The following is a 22,077-nucleotide window of genomic DNA, read 5'->3' on the forward strand; positions in this document are numbered from 1 at the left end:
GAACAATGCGAATTTCTATTGATAAAGAGAATAGTGATTTTGCTCAAAAACTAACCGATGAAACAACAATGTTAGAAGAGTGGTTTACCACCGACTCTATTAGTGAGGAAGGGATGAAAATTGGTGCGGAAATAGAATTATTTCTGCTTGATAACCAGTTAAATCCTTCACCAAATAACCTTCAATTTATTTCCCAAGTAAATAAAGCGTTTCTAGTGCCGGAAGTGGGGGCTTCTCACTTAGAAATTAATACCCCTCATTTTGAACTTACTAAAAATTGTTTTTCAAAACTACACCAAACTATTTTAAATGCGTTAAACGAATGTACCGCCCATGCTCAAAAGGATAATTATTATTTAGCTCTTATCGGTTCCTTACCTACCGCCACTCACAAACACCACCACATTACTTATTTAACAAATAAATCCCGTTATTATGTCTTAAATTCTTTGATGAAAGAATACAATAACGGACCTATCAATATAGATGTCGGAGGGTCTGAGCCTATGCAATTAGAGGCACATTCCTTAGCGGTGAATGGATTGCTTTCAGCGTTTCAAATGCATTTACAAGTAGGCTTAAGTCAATCGGTACGCTACTACAATATTGCCCAACTCCTTGCAGGCCCCATGCTCGCCTTATCGAGTAATAGTCCTTTCTTTTTAGGGCATTTTTTATGGCATGAAAGTAGGGTTTTCATTTTTAATGAAGTAATGACTTTAAATACATTTCAACAGCAAAAAGAATTTCATTGCTGCTTATTTGGAAATGATTATTTAAAATCAACTTTTTTTGAGCTTTTTAAAGAAAATCTTTATTTTCCTCACCTAATACCTGACGCAAAGGAATCACCCACCGAAAAAATGGTTCATGTCAGACAGCAAAATGGGGTTATTTACCGATGGAATAGACCAGTTATTGATTTTAACAACAAAGGAATCCCTCATTTAAGAATTGAACACCGTGCCCCTTCTTCAGGCCCCACAGTCACTGATATGGTTGCTAATGCCGCATTTTATTACGGATTAATGCACTATTATTTTAGCTCCCCACAGTTTATTGAGACTCTGCCCTTCTTCAAGGTGAGAAAAAACTTTTTTGATGCCGCTAAATATGGTTTAAATACCACATTTTATTGGGGAAGTCATAGAGATAAAATCAACGCTATAACCTTATTAAACGCATTAATTCCACATGCTCGAGAAGGCCTTTTGGCGCTTCATATTGATAAAGAAGACATCGATTTTTATTTAACCATCATTAAAAATCGCGTGGCAAAAAATGCAAGTGGTAGTCAATGGCAACTCCAATTTGTGAATAAATATGGTAAAGATTTTTCAGCTTTATTAGAGGTATATTTAGATTATCAATACCAAGATAAAACCATCGCTGAATGGAAAATGTAGCATTCTCGAAAAACCAGGGATGGCCAAGAGATATTTAAATTATCTTACCTGGATCTCATAGTTTTTCTAGACGCTATGTATTATTTTAAAGTCCGAGGGGAAAGCAACAGAAATTCAGCTTTGTATCGTCCATCAACTCATTAAAGTATGTGTTCAATAAAGACTAAAAGGCATTTATGACCGATTTAAAACTAGTTACAAAGTAAAAAGCAAAGATCTGCCCGAGCCTCGGCTTTTTGGAGTTTGATGAAAATGGGGGAAAAATATGCTCGCTCCCTAAATACTGAAGGTCAATTGGGATACTCTTTCTCAATAGTTTAAATATCCAGAACAGCTAATACGCATTCTCTACACCATCAATATCATTGAAGGCTTTCAGCGCCAAATACGTAAATAAATAAAAAGCTTATTTACTGTGCATGCCCAAAGTAATGAGAAATGGAACTCATGCACAATTGGGCCTTAATTATCTCGCAGTTACATCTATCTTTGAATGACGATTGAACTAGGAGTTACATTAGAATTTCTAAAAACTCTCCTAGAGTTTATCGTCATTAAAACCATCCGTTATTGCAAAGAATCACCCTTTTGCAAAGTTAAATAATACTGATCTAAATCTATTATGCAACGTCGCAGTACGGCTATCTGAGCTTGTACAATTTCATCGGTACTGATCCAATCTCGACCACTTGTACGTTTATTTAATTCAATGCGGGTATTTAATAAAAATTGGGCTATTGTTGCTTGAATGCTGGCACTTATTTCATCATCGTAGGGTTTAGATTCCTGAAGAAATTTTTGAATTAATTCCTGATTATTTTTTATAAAGTCTCTTTGGGTTTCTTCAATCATAATTACCTCTCTTTTAATCTTCCACATACCCATATATTTAACATTATTTTACCATAAAAACAGATGTCTTGAAGCAATGCTCAATGAGCATGCTTTAAATTCATTTCGAATAGCACACGCACGCCCTTATTTTGAGCTTTTGCGGCTAGTTTAACATGAAACATTTTTTGCAAGTTCAATACCAAAAGTTCTCATATTCAGGGCTCCACTTTTTAAATTCCTCAACAAGGCATTATTATTGCCTCGATGAGGAAATGAGTCCATTTCATTACAATACCCCCAGTATAAAGCATCATTCGTTTGCTATTTTATCGCAAGATAACGTCTACCCATAGAGGATTACCTGTCGTTAATAACATGCACAAGGCTTTGGATACAAACACATTAAAACTTTAATTTAACTTGAGATTGCTCCTCAAGCTGTTCACTAAGCCAATTTTTTACCTGGGAAACAATATTCCCCCTTGGCTGACTATGGAAAAAGGTAAAATAACTAAAGAGGCTAGATACTTGTCCTTCCTCTTCTCCTTGCAAAGCAGGTTCATTTTCGATTAATTGGGGCAACCTTTTTAAGGAGCTTATATCCGTAATTTCATGTAAAATCCAATTAACTAGCGCTGTTAACTCCTGTTTTTGATGAGTAATTTGCTGGGCTGATTTTCCTATATAGATTAATTGCTGTAAGAGAATCTCAGGACCATATTTATTCCAGTCAAGCTTCGGGGGTGTTTTCAGAGAAAATGTAGCTCCAGCCCAGATAACATCCTGCAGATTTAATGAGGGTTCACTAAAATCCGTGCCATTTAGAATAGCCTGAGAAAAATCAGCCCTCGAGAGATTAGTTTCCCCTTTAAATACGGCATTAGTTAAGTTTGCTTGTTTAAAGCTACAACCCTGCAGGTGACAGTACTCAAACTTAGCTCCCATCAATTGCGCCTTGTTAAATCGTGTATTGGCAAGATAAACAGAGGTAACTTTTAATAGATTGGAGTTATAAAATGCGTCGTACTGAGCTTTATCTTTTAAGCTGAGTGCAATCTCTTGGGTTTTCTCGGCAAGTTTTTCTAAAATTTGCTCTTTATTGGTTAAGTTCGGATCGCAGAATGTTCGCATCCCTTGCTTTAATTTATTTATGGATTTCCCTATTTTTATAAGGGCTTTTTCTTGAGGGATTTCTCTATCAGTGGTCTGTATTAGATAATTTATAAAATCTAAATTCAAAGAGTGGGCAATAAAGGTCTTAATAACATCTATTCTAAAATCTTTGGCAAATCGCTCATTGAATGCTTCAATTACCAAGGCCATGGCTTTCGATTGAATTTCTATCGATTTTTCCCAAGTGTAAGCTAAATGGTTAAAAACCCATATTACTTCTTCTTCACAAATTGGTATCTCCCTATTTTTTATGAGCGAAAGGATGCCTACTATTTTGTTCTCATTGATTTGAGGGGTAGTGAGAACACTTGCAATATAATGACTCAATAATTTCTCATGATTTAGCTTGGGGAAAATATTTTTGTTAAATAAAAATTCTCCATCCGGATATAACCCTGCTGCCTCATACTGCTGTAAATTATGTACTCTTTCTACTTCAGTGAAATACTCCGGATGTTCTTTAGTAAGCCTGGCAAAAGCTTTATCCAGTATTACATCATCAAGACATAAAGCAGCATAACCTGCCAATCTTAATACCCGAGGCTCATGATGTATATCCACAGAGATGCAATTTACCAGACGCTGAATTTCTTCTTCTTCCGATAAATTTTCCGTTTTATTTTCATTCATCCAGCTCAGTGAACATCCAAAAATAAAATTTTTGGTAACACTAACCTGTTTCGAAATTAATTGTTCAGTCGCGTCTACTGTATTTAATAAAGCGCCTGGACCTGTTGCATAAATAGTCCATTGCTTTCTAAATAGTGCATTTCCAACTGTTTCATAGTCTTGCTCATAGTGAAAATCCCTGGTTCCATCTTTGGGAAAAAGTTCTGAGGCAGTTTTTTCATAGTTTTGTTGAATTCTAGCAATATATTCATCAAGAAAGGGGTGGTATGGCCGTGCAATTAACATATCATTATTAGGGTTTTGTTCACTATTTTCATCATGTTCTCTTAATGGATGTTGGCCTGCTTTTGTTACTGTGCGTTCGCCAAAATTAACCTGCATACCATAACTATCATTTATGGTTCCCAGAGGAGCTACACACAATACATCTATATCAGAATATATTCCTCCAAAGTGTTTTAAAATAAGAATTCTTAATATGTCACTGGCAGCTCCGGGTTTTTTTCTTAAAAGTTCAAATTGATAATAATTGTCTAGAGGGGTCAAGTAAGGAGCTATTGAAGTGACTATATCAAGTAAATGGATGCTTTTCTCTTTTGCCCAGTCTGTAAGAGTTGAGATTGCTTCTTCAGAATAAACACTCTTATCAATCCATAAAGTGGTCGCGTAATCGGGATTCAGTGCTTTAAATTGAGCAATCAAAGCCAATTGATCTTTATCCCTTATGGGATTAACTACATAAATAAAATGAGCTCGGTTTGGTATTAAATCTGAGATACTCTCGAATTGATTTGAGCATTCAACAGGATTATTGGCTAGATCGTATTTTTTTATCAGCTCCTCAAATGGGAATAATGGAGTTGCAACCGTTGATTCCGCCTTACCCATTAGTTTTTCAACGTTCATGTAATTTCCTATTTATTAAATTAATTCCGATGAATTCTAAACATGGGATATGAAGGTTTACTTAACTAACAATGAAGTTTTGGAATGTTGGATTCACTTTTGGACTTGTCAGGGACTGCCACAACGAAGTACTTCGACAGCGGTTACCATCGCAGTTATTGAATATGCTTGCCAATATCAAGTGGATTTGTGTTTGCGATTGATGGCAGCACGCCCAATAGGTAGCATTGGTGGAAAAATCGTGTCGCTAAAGACTAAGGCCGCGCCCTTCCCTGGCTAATGAGTAAAATCCATTTCGGACAATACTTTTGGGTCGATGTGCAGGGAGAGAATTTCCATTCGAAATTGGATTATGAATAATCTGAATTTCGGATAATAAGGTATTAGATGCTCTTGTTGTTTAGCCTTGCCTTGGTACTTGAAATTCCACTGATACGCTAATCATCCAATGCCAACACTTTTACTGTAACCTGGTTGTTCTAATAGAACTCGCTCTATTTCAATTAAAAAACAACGTGCTTTAGTAACAATAATACTATCATCTTGTTGAGAAAATGCCCCATGGTATTTTGTTAAATCACTACGTAGCTGGGAGACGCTGTTTTCCAGCGCCTCAAAATTATTGTGCGCCCGATGGTATGTTGCATTGGCCATAAGGGCCTCATAACTACGTTCTGTATAAACACCGCTGCATGCATTATAGAGTGATATCAAGAGGTTCGTATTTTGCGAGGAACTCTCTTCTTTTTGAGTTAAGGCAAGTCCTACTGCAAGCAAGGATTGGAGCCAGTCCTTGAATAAATAATACTCTCGTGACGTAGGTAAAGTTCCTAATTGTAGCCATCCTTTATCGGCTAATTTTTTCTTAGCATGATCAAAAAAAGAAAAGTCTTTAGACCTTTTGGGTAAAGGAGATTTAGAATACTCTAACAGTTTAAACGCAGAATCAACGGTATTTCTAACCCACAAAGGATTCATTTTGCGCGTTTTATAAGTGTCATAACAGGAGTAAATAAACGTAGAGAAAGCGGTAAGTTTTGCTATGCCATTTAGAATATTCATTGCCTGTTCGTTTTTAAATGCGAAAGGTAATTTAGAGATTAAATAAGCAATATCAGTTGCTTTGACTAAATAGGTCATAGGCTGTGTGTATTGCACGAGTTGATTATGGGTATTTTCATTAAAATACTTACCCCAATTGGATGAGTTATTTTGAATTAACGCGATAGGAAGGCAACAGAGGTTTGGGAGAACGCTCGGGAAAAACTGATTTGCTCCTGCCATTAATTCTACTGCTTTGCTTCCTTTATAATAAATACTGCGCTCTTCCCAGCGCGAGATGCGATCTTGCATTACATGTAATGTAGAGCTGATTACTGGATTAAAAAAACGAAGTGTTATTTTATTATATCCATGTACCGTGAGCGTGTAGTTATGTTGTTTTATTTTTTTAATTTCATCGGCAGAAAATAAGGGTGTAGTCGATGCATTTGCTTCGACTTCCGAAGTTAAGCGCTCCATAAACGATGCAAAATAACTCTTACAATCATTACCCTTTCCTTTAAGCTTGATTTGTTTTAAGGTATTCATACTAAGAGATACCGATTCAACAAAGAGGCTTCTTTCTTCCTCAATACAGCTTTCTTTTTTTTCTATGAGGTTTTTTAATCTATTGTATTTTTGATGCAAACTGTTAATGCAGGTTTCTGCTGTATGTTCCTCTTTTGTAGTACGGAAGCATGCGCTGCCAGGCATGGGCGGTAAGGCCACTGAAGTTAATGCTGATGGAGATTTTAAAGAAAGTGCCTGGAGCTTTAATAAATTATCTTTTGATAAAAGGACATTGTTCAATAGTAATTTATTGATTAGCAAATTTTTTAGTTCCCGTGCCTCATAAAAATCAGCCGGGCTGAGTGTTGGTTTATTAGTAATCTGTTCTAAATAGGATATCAGATTAATAAGAGAATGATTTTGTTGAGAAGACAGCTGCGCGCGCGTTTCTTCTAATAAATTATTATTATCCATACGGTGCGTATTATCTAAAAGAGTTTGTTGCATAACAAAAATCTTTTTAAAATAATGATACACATTCTCGTATTTTTTCTTTTTAAGGGCATAGTGTGCGCGATTTAATAAACCGGTTTGTTCACTAGTGATTAAAGCATTAGTTGCATTTAGCTTCGTAATAAAATCCTTTGTATCAATGAGCTCATCTTGAAAGTCGTTGATGCATAGTTGCAATGAATTATTTATTGATTCCATATTATTTCGAGTTTGCTCGAGATCATGTTGTAAATGTTTTTCAATGCGTTTAAGACGTTTATTGTACATCCAGGAAATGGTTACTATAAGTGCAGTTATTGGGGCTACGACAGCCATACTTGAAGCGAGCGCGGAAGTGGTCAAAGGACTTATTAGATTAAAAGTAAGCGTGGAGGATGAGCCTGTTCGTGCATGAAGACCAATACCTATAGAGCTTCCATTTTCGAGAGAGGCCACAATACCCATATGATTGTTATGAACAGTGCCTAGAGATACATGGGTTATTTTCAGCGGGTTACCAATTGATGGACTTTCTTGCGCTTTAGTTGGGGTAGGCTCCTCTGGGGATAGGGTATAAAGAGCGGAGTCATTGATGAGACAATCCAGTTCAGTCGCATCAAGAGCAAATTGGGTTAGCGAATCATTTGGTTCAAAATCTACGTTCGGCTCTTGCTCGATGCTGGATGCATCGGGGGTCGGTTGCTGCTCGCTTGGTTGAGATTTCTCTAAAAAGAAAAGCAGATCCTTTTTAATTCGAGAGTCGTTGTATTCTTGCATCTTGTTTCGACGCGTTTCTTGAAGTTTCGTCTGTAATGTTGTTGCCAGTTCATCTACCATGTCGGCTGTATAAGTCTGAAGTAATTCATTATTAAACTCTTCAGTAAAGGGTCTTGCTTGGGTGAGTATTGGTTTTGAATCCAATTGATTGATATCAGAATAGGAGAATTTATTGTTCAATCCATCAGTAATATTGATCGATTGCAGTAAGCCATGCATCCACTGGATGCAATTATGACCATTAAATCCCATTACATTGTAAGGCGGGGGCTTATCAATCGCTTCGCGCATCAGATGAGCCAGTTGCTCGTACCGTTCTTCGGAGATATGGACTGCTACTTTCAATAGTCTGTTTTTTTCTTCTGAACGTATTTGTGAGTTAATGTAACCTTGAGTCCCAATTATTTTTTTAAAAAGGGGCGCATCGGGAGCTGGATCTAAACCAATATTTTGATGTAAAGTGATCGTTTTTCCATCATCTGACAATACGGGCAGATCGCCCGAAACATGCCCAACTAACCCGTCTGTATGTAGGTTAATGTAGATTGTTTTATTATAAAACGTCTTGTAGAGCTCATCTGACTGATGCAATGCATTTAGGAATGATTCTGATTCAAATTTTTTTAATAATTCAGGAGGAATGGTTTGGTTTTGTCTTTTTTTAACAATCCATTCTTGTATTTCACTGCAATCAGATTCATTTTTTAGCGTTTTACTCATAAGATACCAATACTAATATAGCCATACAAATTGGCGCATATACTACCATATTGGTTATTTTTTATCAATGTAAATCTAAAGAGTTCTTTCGTTTATTGCGCGTTCCAGACCAGCTCGTGCGGCAACCTCGTGTTAAAAATAAATCAATTAATTAACAAGCTCAAATAGGTATATAATATTTTTGATGTTCACGGTATATTATTTCTCTTGAATAAACTCTAAGACGTTATAAAAAAATTTCATATCATTTCAAACCCAGGTCGTTGCGGACTGTTCCCTGTATTTTGCTTTTAGATTGGGCGCAGAGCCTTAGGAGTATTTTATAGGAGATTGGCGATGCTAAAAGCGATTTTTTTAAAGACAGTGGCAACAGTATTTAAGTTCAATAGAGTGATTTTTTTATTGTGCGTACCGGTTATGGCTTCTGCTAATGCCTATGAGCCCCTAATTTACATGCGGCCAAATGAAACGCCGATGTTCACCGAATTATATCAGCGTTATGGACTGCTCAATCCCCCAGCCCTTCATGTTTATGATAGTGCAGTTTACTTGGGACAGCCTGGTGAAAAAAAACTCCTGATACCTTCCAGCGAAACTTTTTTTAATGACGTCGATCAAACTCTTCGCGTTTATCATTCGCGAGTAGGTAACCAAGGATTATTTCTTGATCCTAACGAAAAAAACTATGTTTTTTGCCCCTCAAATGGTTCATTGCAAATCATTTTTGCTCTTGTTTATGCTATTTCTACGGCAGAGCCTCAAAAGCATTTTCTTTTTGTGGAAAAAATTCCTTTTTACTCATTCCATGAACATGCAGTGACTTATCGTGCTTATCCGAATGCACGATTTCAGGGTTTTAATGATCCAAGCGAGGTGAAGCCTAAACCGGATGAAACAGTCGTCGAGTTCGTAACCTCACCCAATAATCCTGATGGAACCTTTCGTAAACCTTATACGCAAGCTAACATCATTATTGCTGATTTTGTTTTTGCTTCACCTTCTTATGGTAGTGATGGTTCAGGATATATTAAAGAGAATATTGCCTGGATCACCAAGGCTAAGAGTGAAGGGAAACATGTATTGGCGTTTAATTCGGTGTCCAAGGCGTTGGGAAAACCCGGATATCGGCTGGGCTATATGTGGTTTCCTATGAGTGATACGTATGCGGCTAGTATTTTCCATGACTTTTTTTCTTACGTATGGAAGTTAACCGTAGGGGAGAGTACTCCGGGAGTTGCTGAGGCGTTAAATCTAATGTCTGCTCTTGCAACACTTCCTGATGCAGGACAAGCCCTGCGCAGGGATGCCTTTAATACTATCGTAAAAAGGCATCAGATCGTCAAAGAAGAGCTTCTTAAGCGCTATCCTGGAACTGAAGTAATGAGTATTGAAGGCAGTCCCACATTTTTTGCCAAACTCAATAATCCAGATACCCAAAAGATGGCCGCTGCAACGGTTCTACTCAAAGATATTAATGTCGCCGTGGATAATGGTAACTCAATGGGGGAGAACGATAATTTCATTCGGATTAACCTATGCGGCTACAGTGGTGATCTCGCTGAGTTCTTGAATCGTCTGGCTAATTCTAAAAAATACAATGCTAAGGATCTGTTAGTTTCGTCAGCGACTCATTGTTCTCACAAGACAATTCATAGTAGTGAAAATCCAAGTTATGTAGTTAACCCAAATGATTGTGATATTGAGGTTGATGCTAAAGATGCTGACGTTGAAATAATCTTGCCGCAATTTATCAATTATCAAAACAGTAATCTAATCTCTATTAAAAAAATGGACGCTACGAATCATTCAGTTACTGTGAAGACAAATAAATTAATAAACGCGCTTAAGGGAAAAAACGAACAGGTACGCATGCAATGGACGCAACCCTTTTTCAGGAATGGCCAGTGGCAGACTGTATCGCCATAAGTTAGCGCGAGTTTTGGATAAAAATGTAGGATGTGGCAATTAGTATAAATCAGGTATTACTATGTCCTAAATCCCGGGTTTTCGTTCTCGCTATACCCGGGCTATGCTCTCTGTTTTATTAGAGACTCCCGTACTGATCGGCGAAAATTTCAAAAGCTCAATACCATCAATTAGAGCTATTTCCAAAAATAGAATTTCTAATATGAAGGTTCAGCGAGTAATTAACAATTTAATATTATCTAAGATCAATTCCGCATTAAAGTACATCTACCTTAAATTGTAGGTCTGATTAATTAATTTAATCAGACCTACAGGCAGCGCCAATAACAACTTGCCCTCCCCTCTCAAATAATTGAATTCCATGCTCATGAGCTAACCGCAGTAGTTTAAGATTGCCAATATCAGCTTATTAATTTCCACATTAGAATAAGCTGTAGAAGCAACCCGATAAATTCACGAAGCTGGATTGTCATCAATAGTATCTGTAATTTAGATTTCCATCGATTATAATCTAAATAGAATGCATCTTTAGCCCCCGCTCTTTATCATGATCCATTTCTGCTTGAGCCAAGTTAACTGGGATAAGAGTTGCTAAAGGATTAATCCCTTGCTCGAAATTGAAGGTCACAAATGTAACCTTCAAATTACAAGAGCCTAAATTTAACTCCCACTAGTTAATCTTAAACCCAGAAACTGTAGTGCCCAAGAAACTTGATGTATACAGGTATAGGCCATCAGGAGTTATGACACCGTAATTTGGATTTGCACCTGTAGCAAAAGGCGAACCGGCCACAGAGGTTAAAAATCCTGTGCTTTGATTAATTGAATAGGCGCTAATAGAATTTGGTGAAGAGTTAGTGACATAAGCAAATTGTCCATTGGGGCTTATTACTATACTTGTTGGGGTATTGGCGGTCGAAAAAGGACTTCCTGAAATAGGTGTCAAAGCGCCTGTTACTGTATTAACACTAAAAGCGGAAATGCTACTGGCACTGAAATTCGCGGTATAGGCGAACAAGCCATTCGGGGTTAGCGTGATATCAAAGGGGGTATTGCCGGTTGGAAAAGGACTGCCTGATATGGGTGTTAAAGCCCCCGTGCCTATCGCAATACTATAAACTGAAATAGAGTTACTGTTGGCTACGTAGAGGAAATTGTTATCAGGGCTCACAGTAAGCGCACCGGGATTAGCAAGCGTAGCAAATGGGCTTCCCATTAAGGGGGTTAAGGAGCCATCACTCATAATTCTATAGCCTGAAACATTACTTCCATTGGCATTTGCTACATAGACAAATAAACCATTTGGAGAAATAGCAAGATTAGAAGGTGTAGTGCCTGCAGGAAAAGGACTTGTTGAGAGAGGAGTTAAAGCACCTGTAAGCTGATTAAGACTATAACCTGAAATTGCATTATCATTTCCATTAGTAACATAAGCAAACTGACCATTGGGGGTTATAGCAATTTCTTGAGAAGCATTCCCTGTTGGAAAAGGACTTCCTGCTATTGAAGTTAATACTCCTGTAGAAGCATTAATGTTATAAGCTGAAATATTATTATCTACAAAATTCACTGCATAAATAAATTGGCTGTCCGGGCTAATGGCCATTCCATAGGGTTGTGAGCCCGCAGTAAAAGGACTTCCCGCAATAGGAGTTAAGGCTCCAGAGGAACAAACCACCGCTACGGAATTAACATTATTATTCACATTGTTTCCTGTACTATTTGTTATATTACACACATTTCCTGTTGGTTGCTGAGCTATCGTGACATTATAACTTCCACCTAAAGGGATAGGTGTAGGGAATGTAAAAGCAGTACTTCCCGTGCTTATTGATAGATTATCTCCTCCATTATTTTGTAAAACCAAACCACTCATGGTAAGACCAGAAATGGTACCGCCTACGCTGTAATAACATTGGTATGCATTTAAATTAAGAAAAGAAGCATTCGTATTAATGCCTTTTACTATGACATCAGCTATAGAGAAGGAAACGCCCGCATTTGTAGAAAATGCAATAGAGCAGCTTGCTCCAGGGGCTAACGCAGCAGGACAATTATTATTTTGTATTACGTAGGTGTTAAAATTCACATCATTAGAACGAGCCTTAATGTTCATAGCTTTCACATTAGAATGATTTGTAATCGTTACAAAAGCCGGAGGATTTAAACAAACTGTTTGAGATATTTGAAGGGTACAATTTTGAAGGGATTTGGAGCAAGACGAAGCAAACGATTTACCTTTATTAATAGTGAGCACCAAGCCCTGATTTGTGGCACTTTTAGGTAATTCAAAAGCTTGTCCCACAGCAGACCATAGAGATAAAGGGGAGATTAAAATAATCGCCAAAAGCATATTTTTCATGAAAATCCTTTTTAAAAAAATTAAAGCTACTAATTAACAAACTTAATTAAGCCCGGGAAATAAAATAAATTTCCTTACGATTAAATCAGTAGTCAGCATATCAATAACTAGTTAAATACGTGACTTAATATTCTGAGTCTTAATCATCTCCGCTTTTTTTAGCGGTAATCCCCGATAGGAGCATTAGATTGCCATTTACGTCCCCAACTATTGGACCGCATAAAGTTAAATTTCTGCAATATTTTCAAGTAAATACTGACTTAACCAATCCTTGGGATATTTAATAATTGAGAATCTTTAGAGGCCAATTCTAAAAGTGCATCCATCAACCTTTTATTTCGTGTAAAAAATCCCGTGCTCATAATACACCTCCATTGCAAATATCACATCCAGCATTATTAAAATTTTATCCTAAAAATTTAAAAAAAATCATGGGATGCAAGTTTCCACCAAACACCTCTTTTAACTTACAAAAGATGATGTCATCAATCACAATACGAGGCCACATACTAATAGAGGCTCCGTTGCAAAAACGGAAAGTAGTTTATAATTTACTCTACTGTCCTCGTATAAAGGACCATTCAAATACGTTCCACCAAACTTATAGGGTTTAAAAAGGTCCTTTTCATGGTGGCATGATTATGCAATGTGTGTGTTGGTATTGCAAATACGGTATCAGCAATAGGGATTTTGAGGACAGAGCGAGGTCTTAAACTAGAGCACACCCCCGTTTATCGCTGGGTTTAGTATTATGCGGGGAACTTAAAAAACGCATGAAATGGCATAAGAATGCTAATGCCAGGCGTTGGCACTTAGATAAAAACCTGCATCAAAATAAAAGGTGAAAATTGATTAATTTTTGCAACAAAGCCCATTTGAATGCGGTGAAATCAAATTAAATGAGTCTATTTTTTAAGTGTTAAATTAAAAGAAGTTATAAGTCAAATGATAAAAGAGGTACAACAAATAACCTTGAAAAATAGTCAATAATACTCTAAATTATGATGAAAGATTATACAAAGTGGCATTAAAATGGAAAGCAAAGAGGAAAATATACAAGAACGTCTAATTAAAGTATTTCATTTTGTTTGGGTTGGCGGAGATATACCTGAAAAATATCTTCTGAATCTTAAAGCAGCCGTTACAGAAGCAGAAAAAATAGGTTATACGGTAAATCTCTGGGTAGATAATCCCATGCGCTTTTATAAAAATGCGGCAAAAATGGATATAAATTTTTATAATCGTTTAAAATTAAGAGAAATTAATGAGTTAAATGATTTTATTAACCTAACTTTTAAGGATGAGGGGGTTGCTCCCAAAATAATAGCACGAATAAGACAAGAAATGGTCGGCAACAGAAATTATTCTGCGGTAACTGATTGGCTAAGAATTCTAATTTTATTGAAAGAAGGAGGAATTTATTCAGATATTGATAATAAGTATCTTAAAACCGAGCAAGGAATAGACGTTTATCTTTTACCTACCATGCCAAGCGAAGATGAATTGTTATCCTATATTAATCGAGGGATAATTGTTGGTAATCAATTTTATTGTTTAACTGAAATTAATAAGAAACAAATATTAATAAATGTTCCTATTGCTGATGTACCTTTATTAAATGATTTAGTTACCCAGCAGAAAAATAATAAAATTCATTTAACACCAGAGCAATTTTCTCAATGTATTGGAAAGCCGTGCCCTTCTATTATAACGCGTAATCGAGTTAATTGGAAAAGAAACTCCATTTTTAAAGTGCCTGCTTCTAGTTCAGGTACAGTAAGTAGTTTTGAACAAGCAGTAGAATCTTTGCCTTATGGTATTAAACTATATGGTAAATATTCGGAAAATCGACAGACGGTAATGAAGGAAGTTTTAAAAGCTAAATCAATAGTGGATGAAACTGTAGTATCCGCTATAGATAATAGCTATATAGTAGCACACCCTGGAAACAAAGTTTTAAAAGCCACTATTTTAGCTTATTTAAAAAATTATGATGAAATGGATGATGTTAATGACCTATTTGATGCTCTTGTTTTTATAGGTGAAGCAAAGGATAAGCATTTAAATAATCTCTCCATGACAGATAAGGAACGCATTCAGAGCTTAGAAGAAGATAAGTCTATAAGTTGTTATGATAATAAACGTCATTACCTAACTTTTCGAAAATATCAAGATGGAAAGATTTTGATGTTTAAACATTCAGATCCTCAATATACTGAGCTAGAGATTAAAAGAGCCCCTGATACTTTAGAAGGGGGTAGAGGTAGGCGGAATCTGTGTGGTGTTTATCATGCAGCACTTACAATTGTAAATTGTCTTGCTGAAATCCATCCTGATGCTAATGTATCCGATGTATTGATTACCCCAGAACAGCTGACGAATGTTCAATTGCAGTGGGATAATAACTGGTTTGGTAAGCCTGAGTGGAGACTTCCTTTTGAAGATTATAACGCTTTAATATCTAATAAATTTGGTAAAAATAATTATTAGAAGACCTGGATAGTTAATGCAAACTTTGAGGCACCAAAACTCCCAGTTGAAAAGAACCCTATTACCCAATTTATATTTCATTTTTCTCCTTCGTGTAGCCATTAAATATGAAATGAGGAATTAACTATAAAGGGATAATCTCTTATATCTTTAAATCTTGATTAAATAGTATTATTTGTTGTTCAGATCCAAATACCTAGAATTACGAATCCCCTACTTCGTAAAATTCCAATCTAATAACGGTCAAACAAATCAGTTAATTCACTTAGATGAAGTGGACTGGTTGATACATGCGCGTGCCCAAAGAGTCTCATGAGTCTAATTAAATACAACTTAATAGACATTTAATAGCAGGGGAATTTAACTGTATTTGAGCATTTCTCGAAGCAAAACGTTGACCACATCCAAAGAAGATATGGGACGTTTGGCTGCATTGGCGTTGCTACGAAATTAGAAAATCAAAATCAATTTCACTAGCACATTTTTATTGAGTGCGTCCCACTTCGGGGCCTGGTGTGCACTAGTTACATGGAAAGGAACTTCTTTTTGTTGAGAACTCCAAAGTTTAAATCCTTCTCAAATGCACAGGAAAGTATTTTTGTAAGTACATCTTGGGTACTCTTGTTTGGCAGAAGGTTAAGAATTGTATCCCTGCCGTTACCAACAACTGGCGCATAAGCTAGTCAGCTTTGGTCACCTAGATACATCGCGATAGTTGCCTCATTCAGATCAAAAATACCATACATAAATTTCCATTCAGGAAAATATTTGTTTCTTAAACAACGCTTTTCAAAATACACCCAGAAAGGCTATACTGCAGCCTCCTTGTGCAAAAGTAAGTCAAACTGTTTATTGGTTTTGATTGTAGATAATTGGCTCTTTTCTCGCCTAAAGGATATTAATCATGCAAGAAAAAAATGAGTTACCTTGTTTTGATCAAGAAACGGTTCTAGATCATAATTTAAAAAAAATTGTAGAACAATTAGACCCTGAAGAGATACTAAAAAAATATCCTCGATTATTAACCCCATCATTTTTAAATGAACTTTATTACAATCCTGACCAAAGTAAATATGCTGATTACACCAATTTAATTTTTTTAGCAATTAATATTCACGGCATTAATTTATTAATATATCACTCTACACTATTAGTTGAAATTAATCGTGAAGAGATGGATATAACACTATTATCGGCTCTGACAAAAACAGCATCAGGGATTAATTTTTTAAATGAAAATCGAAGTTTGCTTACCCCAAAAAATCTTAATCAGCTTTTAAAAGAAGATCTCTCAGCAGGAATAATCGCGTTGGAGATATTTGCTGCTGACCCAGAAGATCTTTCAGCAGGGATAACAGCCTTGGGAGGACTTGCTACTCCGATAGAACATCCATCATTAATTCAAAATTCTGACTTATTAAGTCAAGTTAATTTAAATGCCAAGATAAGACACGACTCTGAAATAACATTATTGTGGTTGCTTGCAAACTTTGAAGAAGGACGTGAAATATTAATAAAGCACTCTGGTTTATTAGATAACACAAATTTAAATACCGGGCCGATTGAAGGCCCTGCCACGGGGAAAACGGTGTTATGGTATCTTATGAGTTCTCCCCAAGGACGTCAATTATTCATAAATAAACCTAGTTTATTACATAACGCAAATTTAAATACGGGTCCAATTTCAGGTCCTGACAAGGGAGAAACGGTGTTATGGTTACTTGCTGCCGATCCAATAGGAAATCAATTATTAATTCAAAATCCTAGTTTATTAAGACAATGTGATATAAATTCGGGACCAAGGCAAGGCTCTTTCAAGGGCATAACACTGTTGTGGTTGCTTGCTTCCTATTCTAAAGAAGGACTTTTATTATTAATAAAGCATCCTGCGTTATTAGATAATGCAAATATAAATACCGGTCCAATTTGGGGTCCTGAAAAAGGGAAAACTGTGTTGTGGTTTCTTGCTTTTACTCCAGAAGGAGCTGAATTATTAATAAAGCATCCTGATTTACTAAATAATGCACAATTAAATGACGGTCCATTTGAAGGCCCGCATGCAGGAATAACTGTTTTGTGGTTACTTGCTTTTTATCCCAAAGGACGCCAATTATTAATAAAATATCCTAGCTTATTACATAATGCAAATTTAAATACCGGTCCAATTTCAGGTCCTGATAAGGGAAAAACAGTGTTGTGGCTGCTTGCTGACACTGAGGAAGGACGGCTATTGCTAAGTCAGAACCAGGCTTTGTTTGCCAGCGGCTATTTAGACAGTGCTCCAATCCAAGGCCCTAAAATGGGACAAAGCGTTTCTTACTTGTTAACCCAAATATTGAAAGAAAAACAACCCCTCCCACCGCAATCTGACTATGACACATTAAGGAAAAGAAAAAGGGATAGTCCACCTAAGAACTCAAAAAAAGAAAGAGCAACCTCTTTAGGCTCGAAACGCTCAAAAGAAGCCTCCCCTTCTGAACTACCTGGCCTGATAGTTGAAGTTGCACCTACTAATTCCAATAACGTAGTACAGGATGGAAATCGATTTATTTCCTCCGATTCTTCCAGACAGGGTTTCCGCTCGATGGAGCCCCCTCATATTAAACTTTATCATGAGACGGGAATTGCCCCTAAATATCTTACGGACATACCTCTTCCTAAACGCCCTGTTCCTCCTGCATCAGATTCTAAAAAAACAGAATTCCAGGAGCTCTCCTTTCTTCCTGTAAGTAGTCTATCCAGGTCAACCGAACCCGCACATCGTCATTCTATTCAAAATCCACACTGGGAAATGGATTTATATACGTTACAGGAGCATGCCCGTCCATGCGAAATAACAACCTTTGTTTGTGCGGGTAGGAAAGAAAAAGCCTTGATTCCTCCTCTAACACAGGGTCGAGTAGCGCTTATTTGCACTGAAGAAGAATTACCAGTATTCCGCTCCCATTTATCCACCTCCTTTGACCTATTGGTCATCAAAAAGATGAACACTAAATATAATGGGGATTATCAAGAACATCTGGGTAGCATTACAGTAAGGCGACTCACCGCCTTTTTATTTGCTTATAAATACGCCCTTAATGAATTCATTTTACTAGATGACAACATTAAGACTTTAGCCGTAAGCCCCTCATTACAAATTCCTCCATCCTGGCATGAACTATTTGGCATGGTGAAACACCACTTAAGCGAAACAGGCTGCATTAGTGTGGCGACGGCCTCAGGTCGGCCCAAGGCCTCTACTGCCTTAGGGTCTAAATTTTTTATGATTAACATGGCACGTATTCGTGAGTTGATTCCAGAGGAAGAACACTTATTTTTCTTATTTCCAGAGGCCACTCAATCTCAAAAATGGGGTGAGGACTATTATTTTCAAATTGTTCTCGATTATTTATTTGAAGGGAAGAAGGAGCGTGGGTTTTCTACCCTGCCAGTAAGCGACATTCATCTTGTACGCGCCATAAAGCACCGTAATGCCTTTGCTGCGAGTGGAATAAAGGCATGCTCTTTTGACGAGCCTATGAATTTAAAGAATGTGCCACCATCCTGGCAACAACACGTACGCCATGCTATTAAGTCGCTAAATAACCTTATTGAAGTCAATCGTCAACGTCACGCGCATTATGAGAAGTTTTTAGAGCAATTTAATTTGTTACGCTGCCACGCGGTTGCTAATCATATTGATGAAAAGCCTTCGGTGGCCATCGCACCTTCTTTATTAAAAGGCAATGATTTTAAAACTAATTTTTATAATCTAATTAATCATTATGATTACACCAAGAGCGTATTGCGCGACTATCAGAAAAAAGCAATTCAACAAGTAGCTCAGTGTTATCAATTTCCATCTCGCTTAGTGATGGCCACCGGAAGTGGTAAAACCGTGATTCAATCCACCTTAGCCTTGATGGCCTGGCACTCCTCGATGGAGAATGCCCCTATTTTTATTGTCACGCCGCACATTAATCTGGTGAATCAGTTTTATGAGGATTTAATCCGTTATAATGCCATCCTATCCAAGAAAGGCGATGCCTTAAGTATTTCTAATGAGGCTGTTTTAAAGATTTCCAGCGATAGCCAGAGCGTCTGTCTGGAATTGTTTGGAAAAAATCGCTGGGTTAAACAACAGAAAACGATTATCATTTGTTGTGAAAAAAGTTTCAACAAATTAATTGGTCAAGATGAAGCTTATGTAACCTCCGCTTCTTTGATCCTCTTTGATGAATACCATGCCTATTCCTCTCAAATCGGCAAGACCTGTACCTTATTTGCCAAAAAAGACGCACAGCCTATCACAATTGCCAGTAGTGCCACCCCTCCCAAACCGGATAGCATCCCCCATACATTGTATTCGATGAGCATCCAAGATGCTTTTAATGGTGCTTTTCATGCGTCGATTGTACCTTGTAGTTTCAATATGGACTATTCAAAGGCTAATGTTAAGATACTTCTGCGCTGTTTGCCCGATTTGTTGCACCATCAATATCATCCAGGTATTGAAGGAGAAGGACTCACCCTAGCGGAAACTAAAGGAATTATCTATGTGCCATCGATTAAAATAAGCGAACAATTATGTGCTTATTTGCAGAAAGCCAATATTCGCTCCTACGCCGTTCATAGCAAAGGCAATAAAAAGGATTATGATAAACAAGTCAAAGAGTTTGTGACCCATTCGAGTGCTGGTGTTCTAATTGCTGTAGAAAAACTGCGTTTTGGCTTTGACTGCCCCGATTTAGCCTGGGAAATTATTGCCCGAAAACCTAACTCGATACAGCCTGAGCAAGATATAGAGCAAATGATAGGGCGCGTTATCCGCAAAACAGGTAATAAAATCGGTTATGTTCTTTCATTTCAAGACATTCATAACCAATATATAGCCCCCCTTATGAATCAGCAAAAAAAACAGCTTTCACTGACCCCTGAGTTTTTAGCCAATGAATATGAATATCATCTGGATGAGGATAACCATTGTGTGGTAACCGACAATTGGGACGACGAAGATGAGTTGCGCGAAAGTCAAAACGTGACCCGTGCATCCAAAGGAAATAGAACACTTAAAATTATTCCCTATACTTGCTGGATTAAAGACCTTAGCCTTCCTGTTCATGACATGGCGGGAGAAGAGGAAAAATTGCCCAGTCCTCAAAAAAAACATGCGCCTGTCCCAGCGCCTCTAGAACATTGCATACCTCTTTTTAATGCCATAGCCCTACAACAAGAAGAAAGATTTCGTATGGAGTTAAAAAATATCATAAAAATCTATGTTGGCAACCATTTAATTCCAAGAGTTAAGGTTAATGACCCAGGAAATCGAGTTTCTCCCTGCTCTCCCGCAGTATTACTAGTACATGATTTTTTTAAGCATATACCTGCTATCTTCCTGGTCGATCTTTTAAACCTCTCAGAGGCAAAATACTTTATTGGGCTATTAAATACCTGCTCTGGTCAGGAAATAGAGCAATTAATTCTGTCAGCAACTTTAGATGAGTTATGGAGGAGATTAAATCTGGAGCAGATGCAAATACTTATTTCCAAGTTGGCAATTTATCGCTTGCCTCAATCAATTGCCCACATAGCATCTGTTTTATTAAGACGAGCTGCGGAATGTATACAAGAAGAAAGTGCCATTAATGCGCTTCTTAGCTACTACATTAGTAAATGCATTCACAATTTGCCATCGAATGTAGTCGATAATTTAAAAAGCCAGCTAAAAAATATTAAAGATCATCTGGATTTAAAGAGTGTTTTAACTCAATCTGAAAAAAACAAGCTCTCATCAAAAAAACGTAAAGAAATTGGCTTTTTCCATGAAGCCTCCTCCAGGAAGAAGCCAAATTATCCGCAATTAGAGACTGAGGGTGTCTTATTCAGGGATAACTCGGCAATGCACGAACACAGCAACAGTTTCGCTGGTTCTCCAAGCCAGAATATGCCGGCTATTAGTATTTTTGTGGTACCTAAAAATTATTATCCCTCCAATCACAATTATTTTTATGAAGCTGAAGACATTAATAAAATATTGGAACATCGCATGAAGGGAGTGCCGTTGACAATTTGCTTGAGTGCAGTGCAACTGGAGAGTTCTTCGAAATATGCGCGCATCGGAGAAACGCTGAAGAGCTGGAAAATACATGCTGCGTTATCAGAGGACGCTCAAGCTCGCGTATTGATTCCTATAAATGACGTCGAAAAAAATCATTGGACAGGAGTGCAAATCAATTGGGTTGGCTCTACAATTAACAAACTCATTTATTTTGATGGGTTCCTTTCTGAGCAAGAAAAACTTGAACAAATTACTCTGCTTTATACGGATTTACACGAAGCCCAGTTAATAGAGGATGGAATGAGTATTGAGTATTCCACGAACGTATTACCCCAAACGGACCTCAGCAGCTGCGGTCCTATATTGATTGAAGCATTCTATTGTGAAAACACAGGAAAATCCTGGGCAAAATCTACGACAATGAACACTCTCCGAGAACGACATTTACGCCTTTTGAAGGATGAAGACCCCAACTTTTTTCACCAGTTTGGTTCTCGGCAAGAGTTCAATCAATCCACGATTAATTCTATTACAGAGCAAGAGAGGAATCATGGGTTATAAGGGGGAGTTGATAGGGCTTATGTGACTCTGTTACCCATTCTATATATTCCCATCACTTTATGTTGAGAACATAGATTCGCGAGGTATTTCTTTTTACATCGGGGTTGCTAATCCTTTATAACTCTTATAATAACCCACCAATGGATCTTCTACCCGTCTAATTAACTCTGGGACTTTAAGTTTAACCAGATAATAACTTTTAAGTTCCA

9 protein-coding genes are annotated in these 22,077 nt (G+C 37.1%); 5 read left to right on the forward strand and 4 right to left on the reverse strand.

Translation table 11 applies throughout. From position 1 onward, the window contains the following. The first annotated feature begins 5 nt into the window (after positions 1 to 5). A complete protein-coding gene (locus ACD661_RS11230) occupies positions 6 to 1,406 on the forward strand; it encodes a glutamate-cysteine ligase family protein (RefSeq protein ID WP_400187958.1) in 1,401 nt (466 codons plus the stop codon). 567 nt (positions 1,407 to 1,973) lie between these two features. Here ACD661_RS11230 and ACD661_RS11235 read toward each other — a convergent pair. Both ACD661_RS11235 and ACD661_RS11240 read right to left on the reverse strand, forming a co-directional pair. Beyond that, positions 1,974 to 2,258, reverse strand: a complete 285-nt coding sequence (locus ACD661_RS11235) for a hypothetical protein (RefSeq protein ID WP_400187959.1) — start codon at positions 2,256 to 2,258, stop codon at positions 1,974 to 1,976. A gap of 384 nt (positions 2,259 to 2,642) precedes the next feature. Further along, a complete protein-coding gene (locus tag ACD661_RS11240) occupies positions 2,643 to 4,949 on the reverse strand; it encodes a pentapeptide repeat-containing protein (protein ID WP_400187960.1) in 2,307 nt (768 codons plus the stop codon). A gap of 49 nt (positions 4,950 to 4,998) precedes the next feature. Between ACD661_RS11240 and ACD661_RS11245 the strand changes: the two genes are divergently transcribed. Further along, the gene (locus ACD661_RS11245) at positions 4,999 to 5,229 is read left to right on the forward strand and encodes a hypothetical protein (RefSeq protein ID WP_400187961.1); all 231 of its coding nucleotides are present in this window, start codon (positions 4,999 to 5,001) and stop codon (positions 5,227 to 5,229) included. A 161-nt stretch (positions 5,230 to 5,390) separates the two neighbouring features. Here the strand turns inward: ACD661_RS11245 and ACD661_RS11250 are convergent, their stop codons facing one another. Further along, a complete protein-coding gene (locus ACD661_RS11250; RefSeq protein WP_400187962.1) occupies positions 5,391 to 8,489 on the reverse strand; it encodes a hypothetical protein in 3,099 nt (1,032 codons plus the stop codon). Between the two features lie 336 nt (positions 8,490 to 8,825). Here ACD661_RS11250 and ACD661_RS11255 point away from each other — a divergent pair, with 336 nt between their 5' ends. Beyond that, positions 8,826 to 10,415 carry a pyridoxal phosphate-dependent aminotransferase gene (locus ACD661_RS11255; RefSeq protein ID WP_400187963.1) on the forward strand — a complete coding sequence of 530 codons (1,590 nt, stop codon included), beginning with the start codon at positions 8,826 to 8,828 and terminating at the stop codon, positions 10,413 to 10,415. A gap of 670 nt (positions 10,416 to 11,085) precedes the next feature. Here ACD661_RS11255 and ACD661_RS11260 read toward each other — a convergent pair. Continuing rightward, positions 11,086 to 12,777, reverse strand: a complete 1,692-nt coding sequence (locus ACD661_RS11260) for a lactonase family protein (RefSeq protein ID WP_400187964.1) — start codon at positions 12,775 to 12,777, stop codon at positions 11,086 to 11,088. 1,032 nt (positions 12,778 to 13,809) lie between these two features. On the opposite strand from ACD661_RS11260, the gene ACD661_RS11265 reads away from it, so the two are divergent. Both ACD661_RS11265 and ACD661_RS11270 read left to right on the forward strand, forming a co-directional pair. Further along, positions 13,810 to 15,267 (forward strand): glycosyltransferase, encoded by a 1,458-nt coding sequence (locus ACD661_RS11265; RefSeq protein ID WP_400187965.1) that lies wholly within the window; start codon positions 13,810 to 13,812, stop codon positions 15,265 to 15,267. A 904-nt stretch (positions 15,268 to 16,171) separates the two neighbouring features. Beyond that, positions 16,172 to 21,868, forward strand: coding sequence for a DEAD/DEAH box helicase (locus ACD661_RS11270; RefSeq protein ID WP_400187966.1), 5,697 nt, complete (start codon positions 16,172 to 16,174; stop codon positions 21,866 to 21,868). The last annotated feature ends 209 nt before the right edge of the window (positions 21,869 to 22,077 follow it).

The sequence above is a fragment of the Legionella lytica genome (assembly GCF_044626755.1).
Classification (GTDB): domain Bacteria; phylum Pseudomonadota; class Gammaproteobacteria; order Legionellales; family Legionellaceae; genus Legionella; species Legionella lytica_A.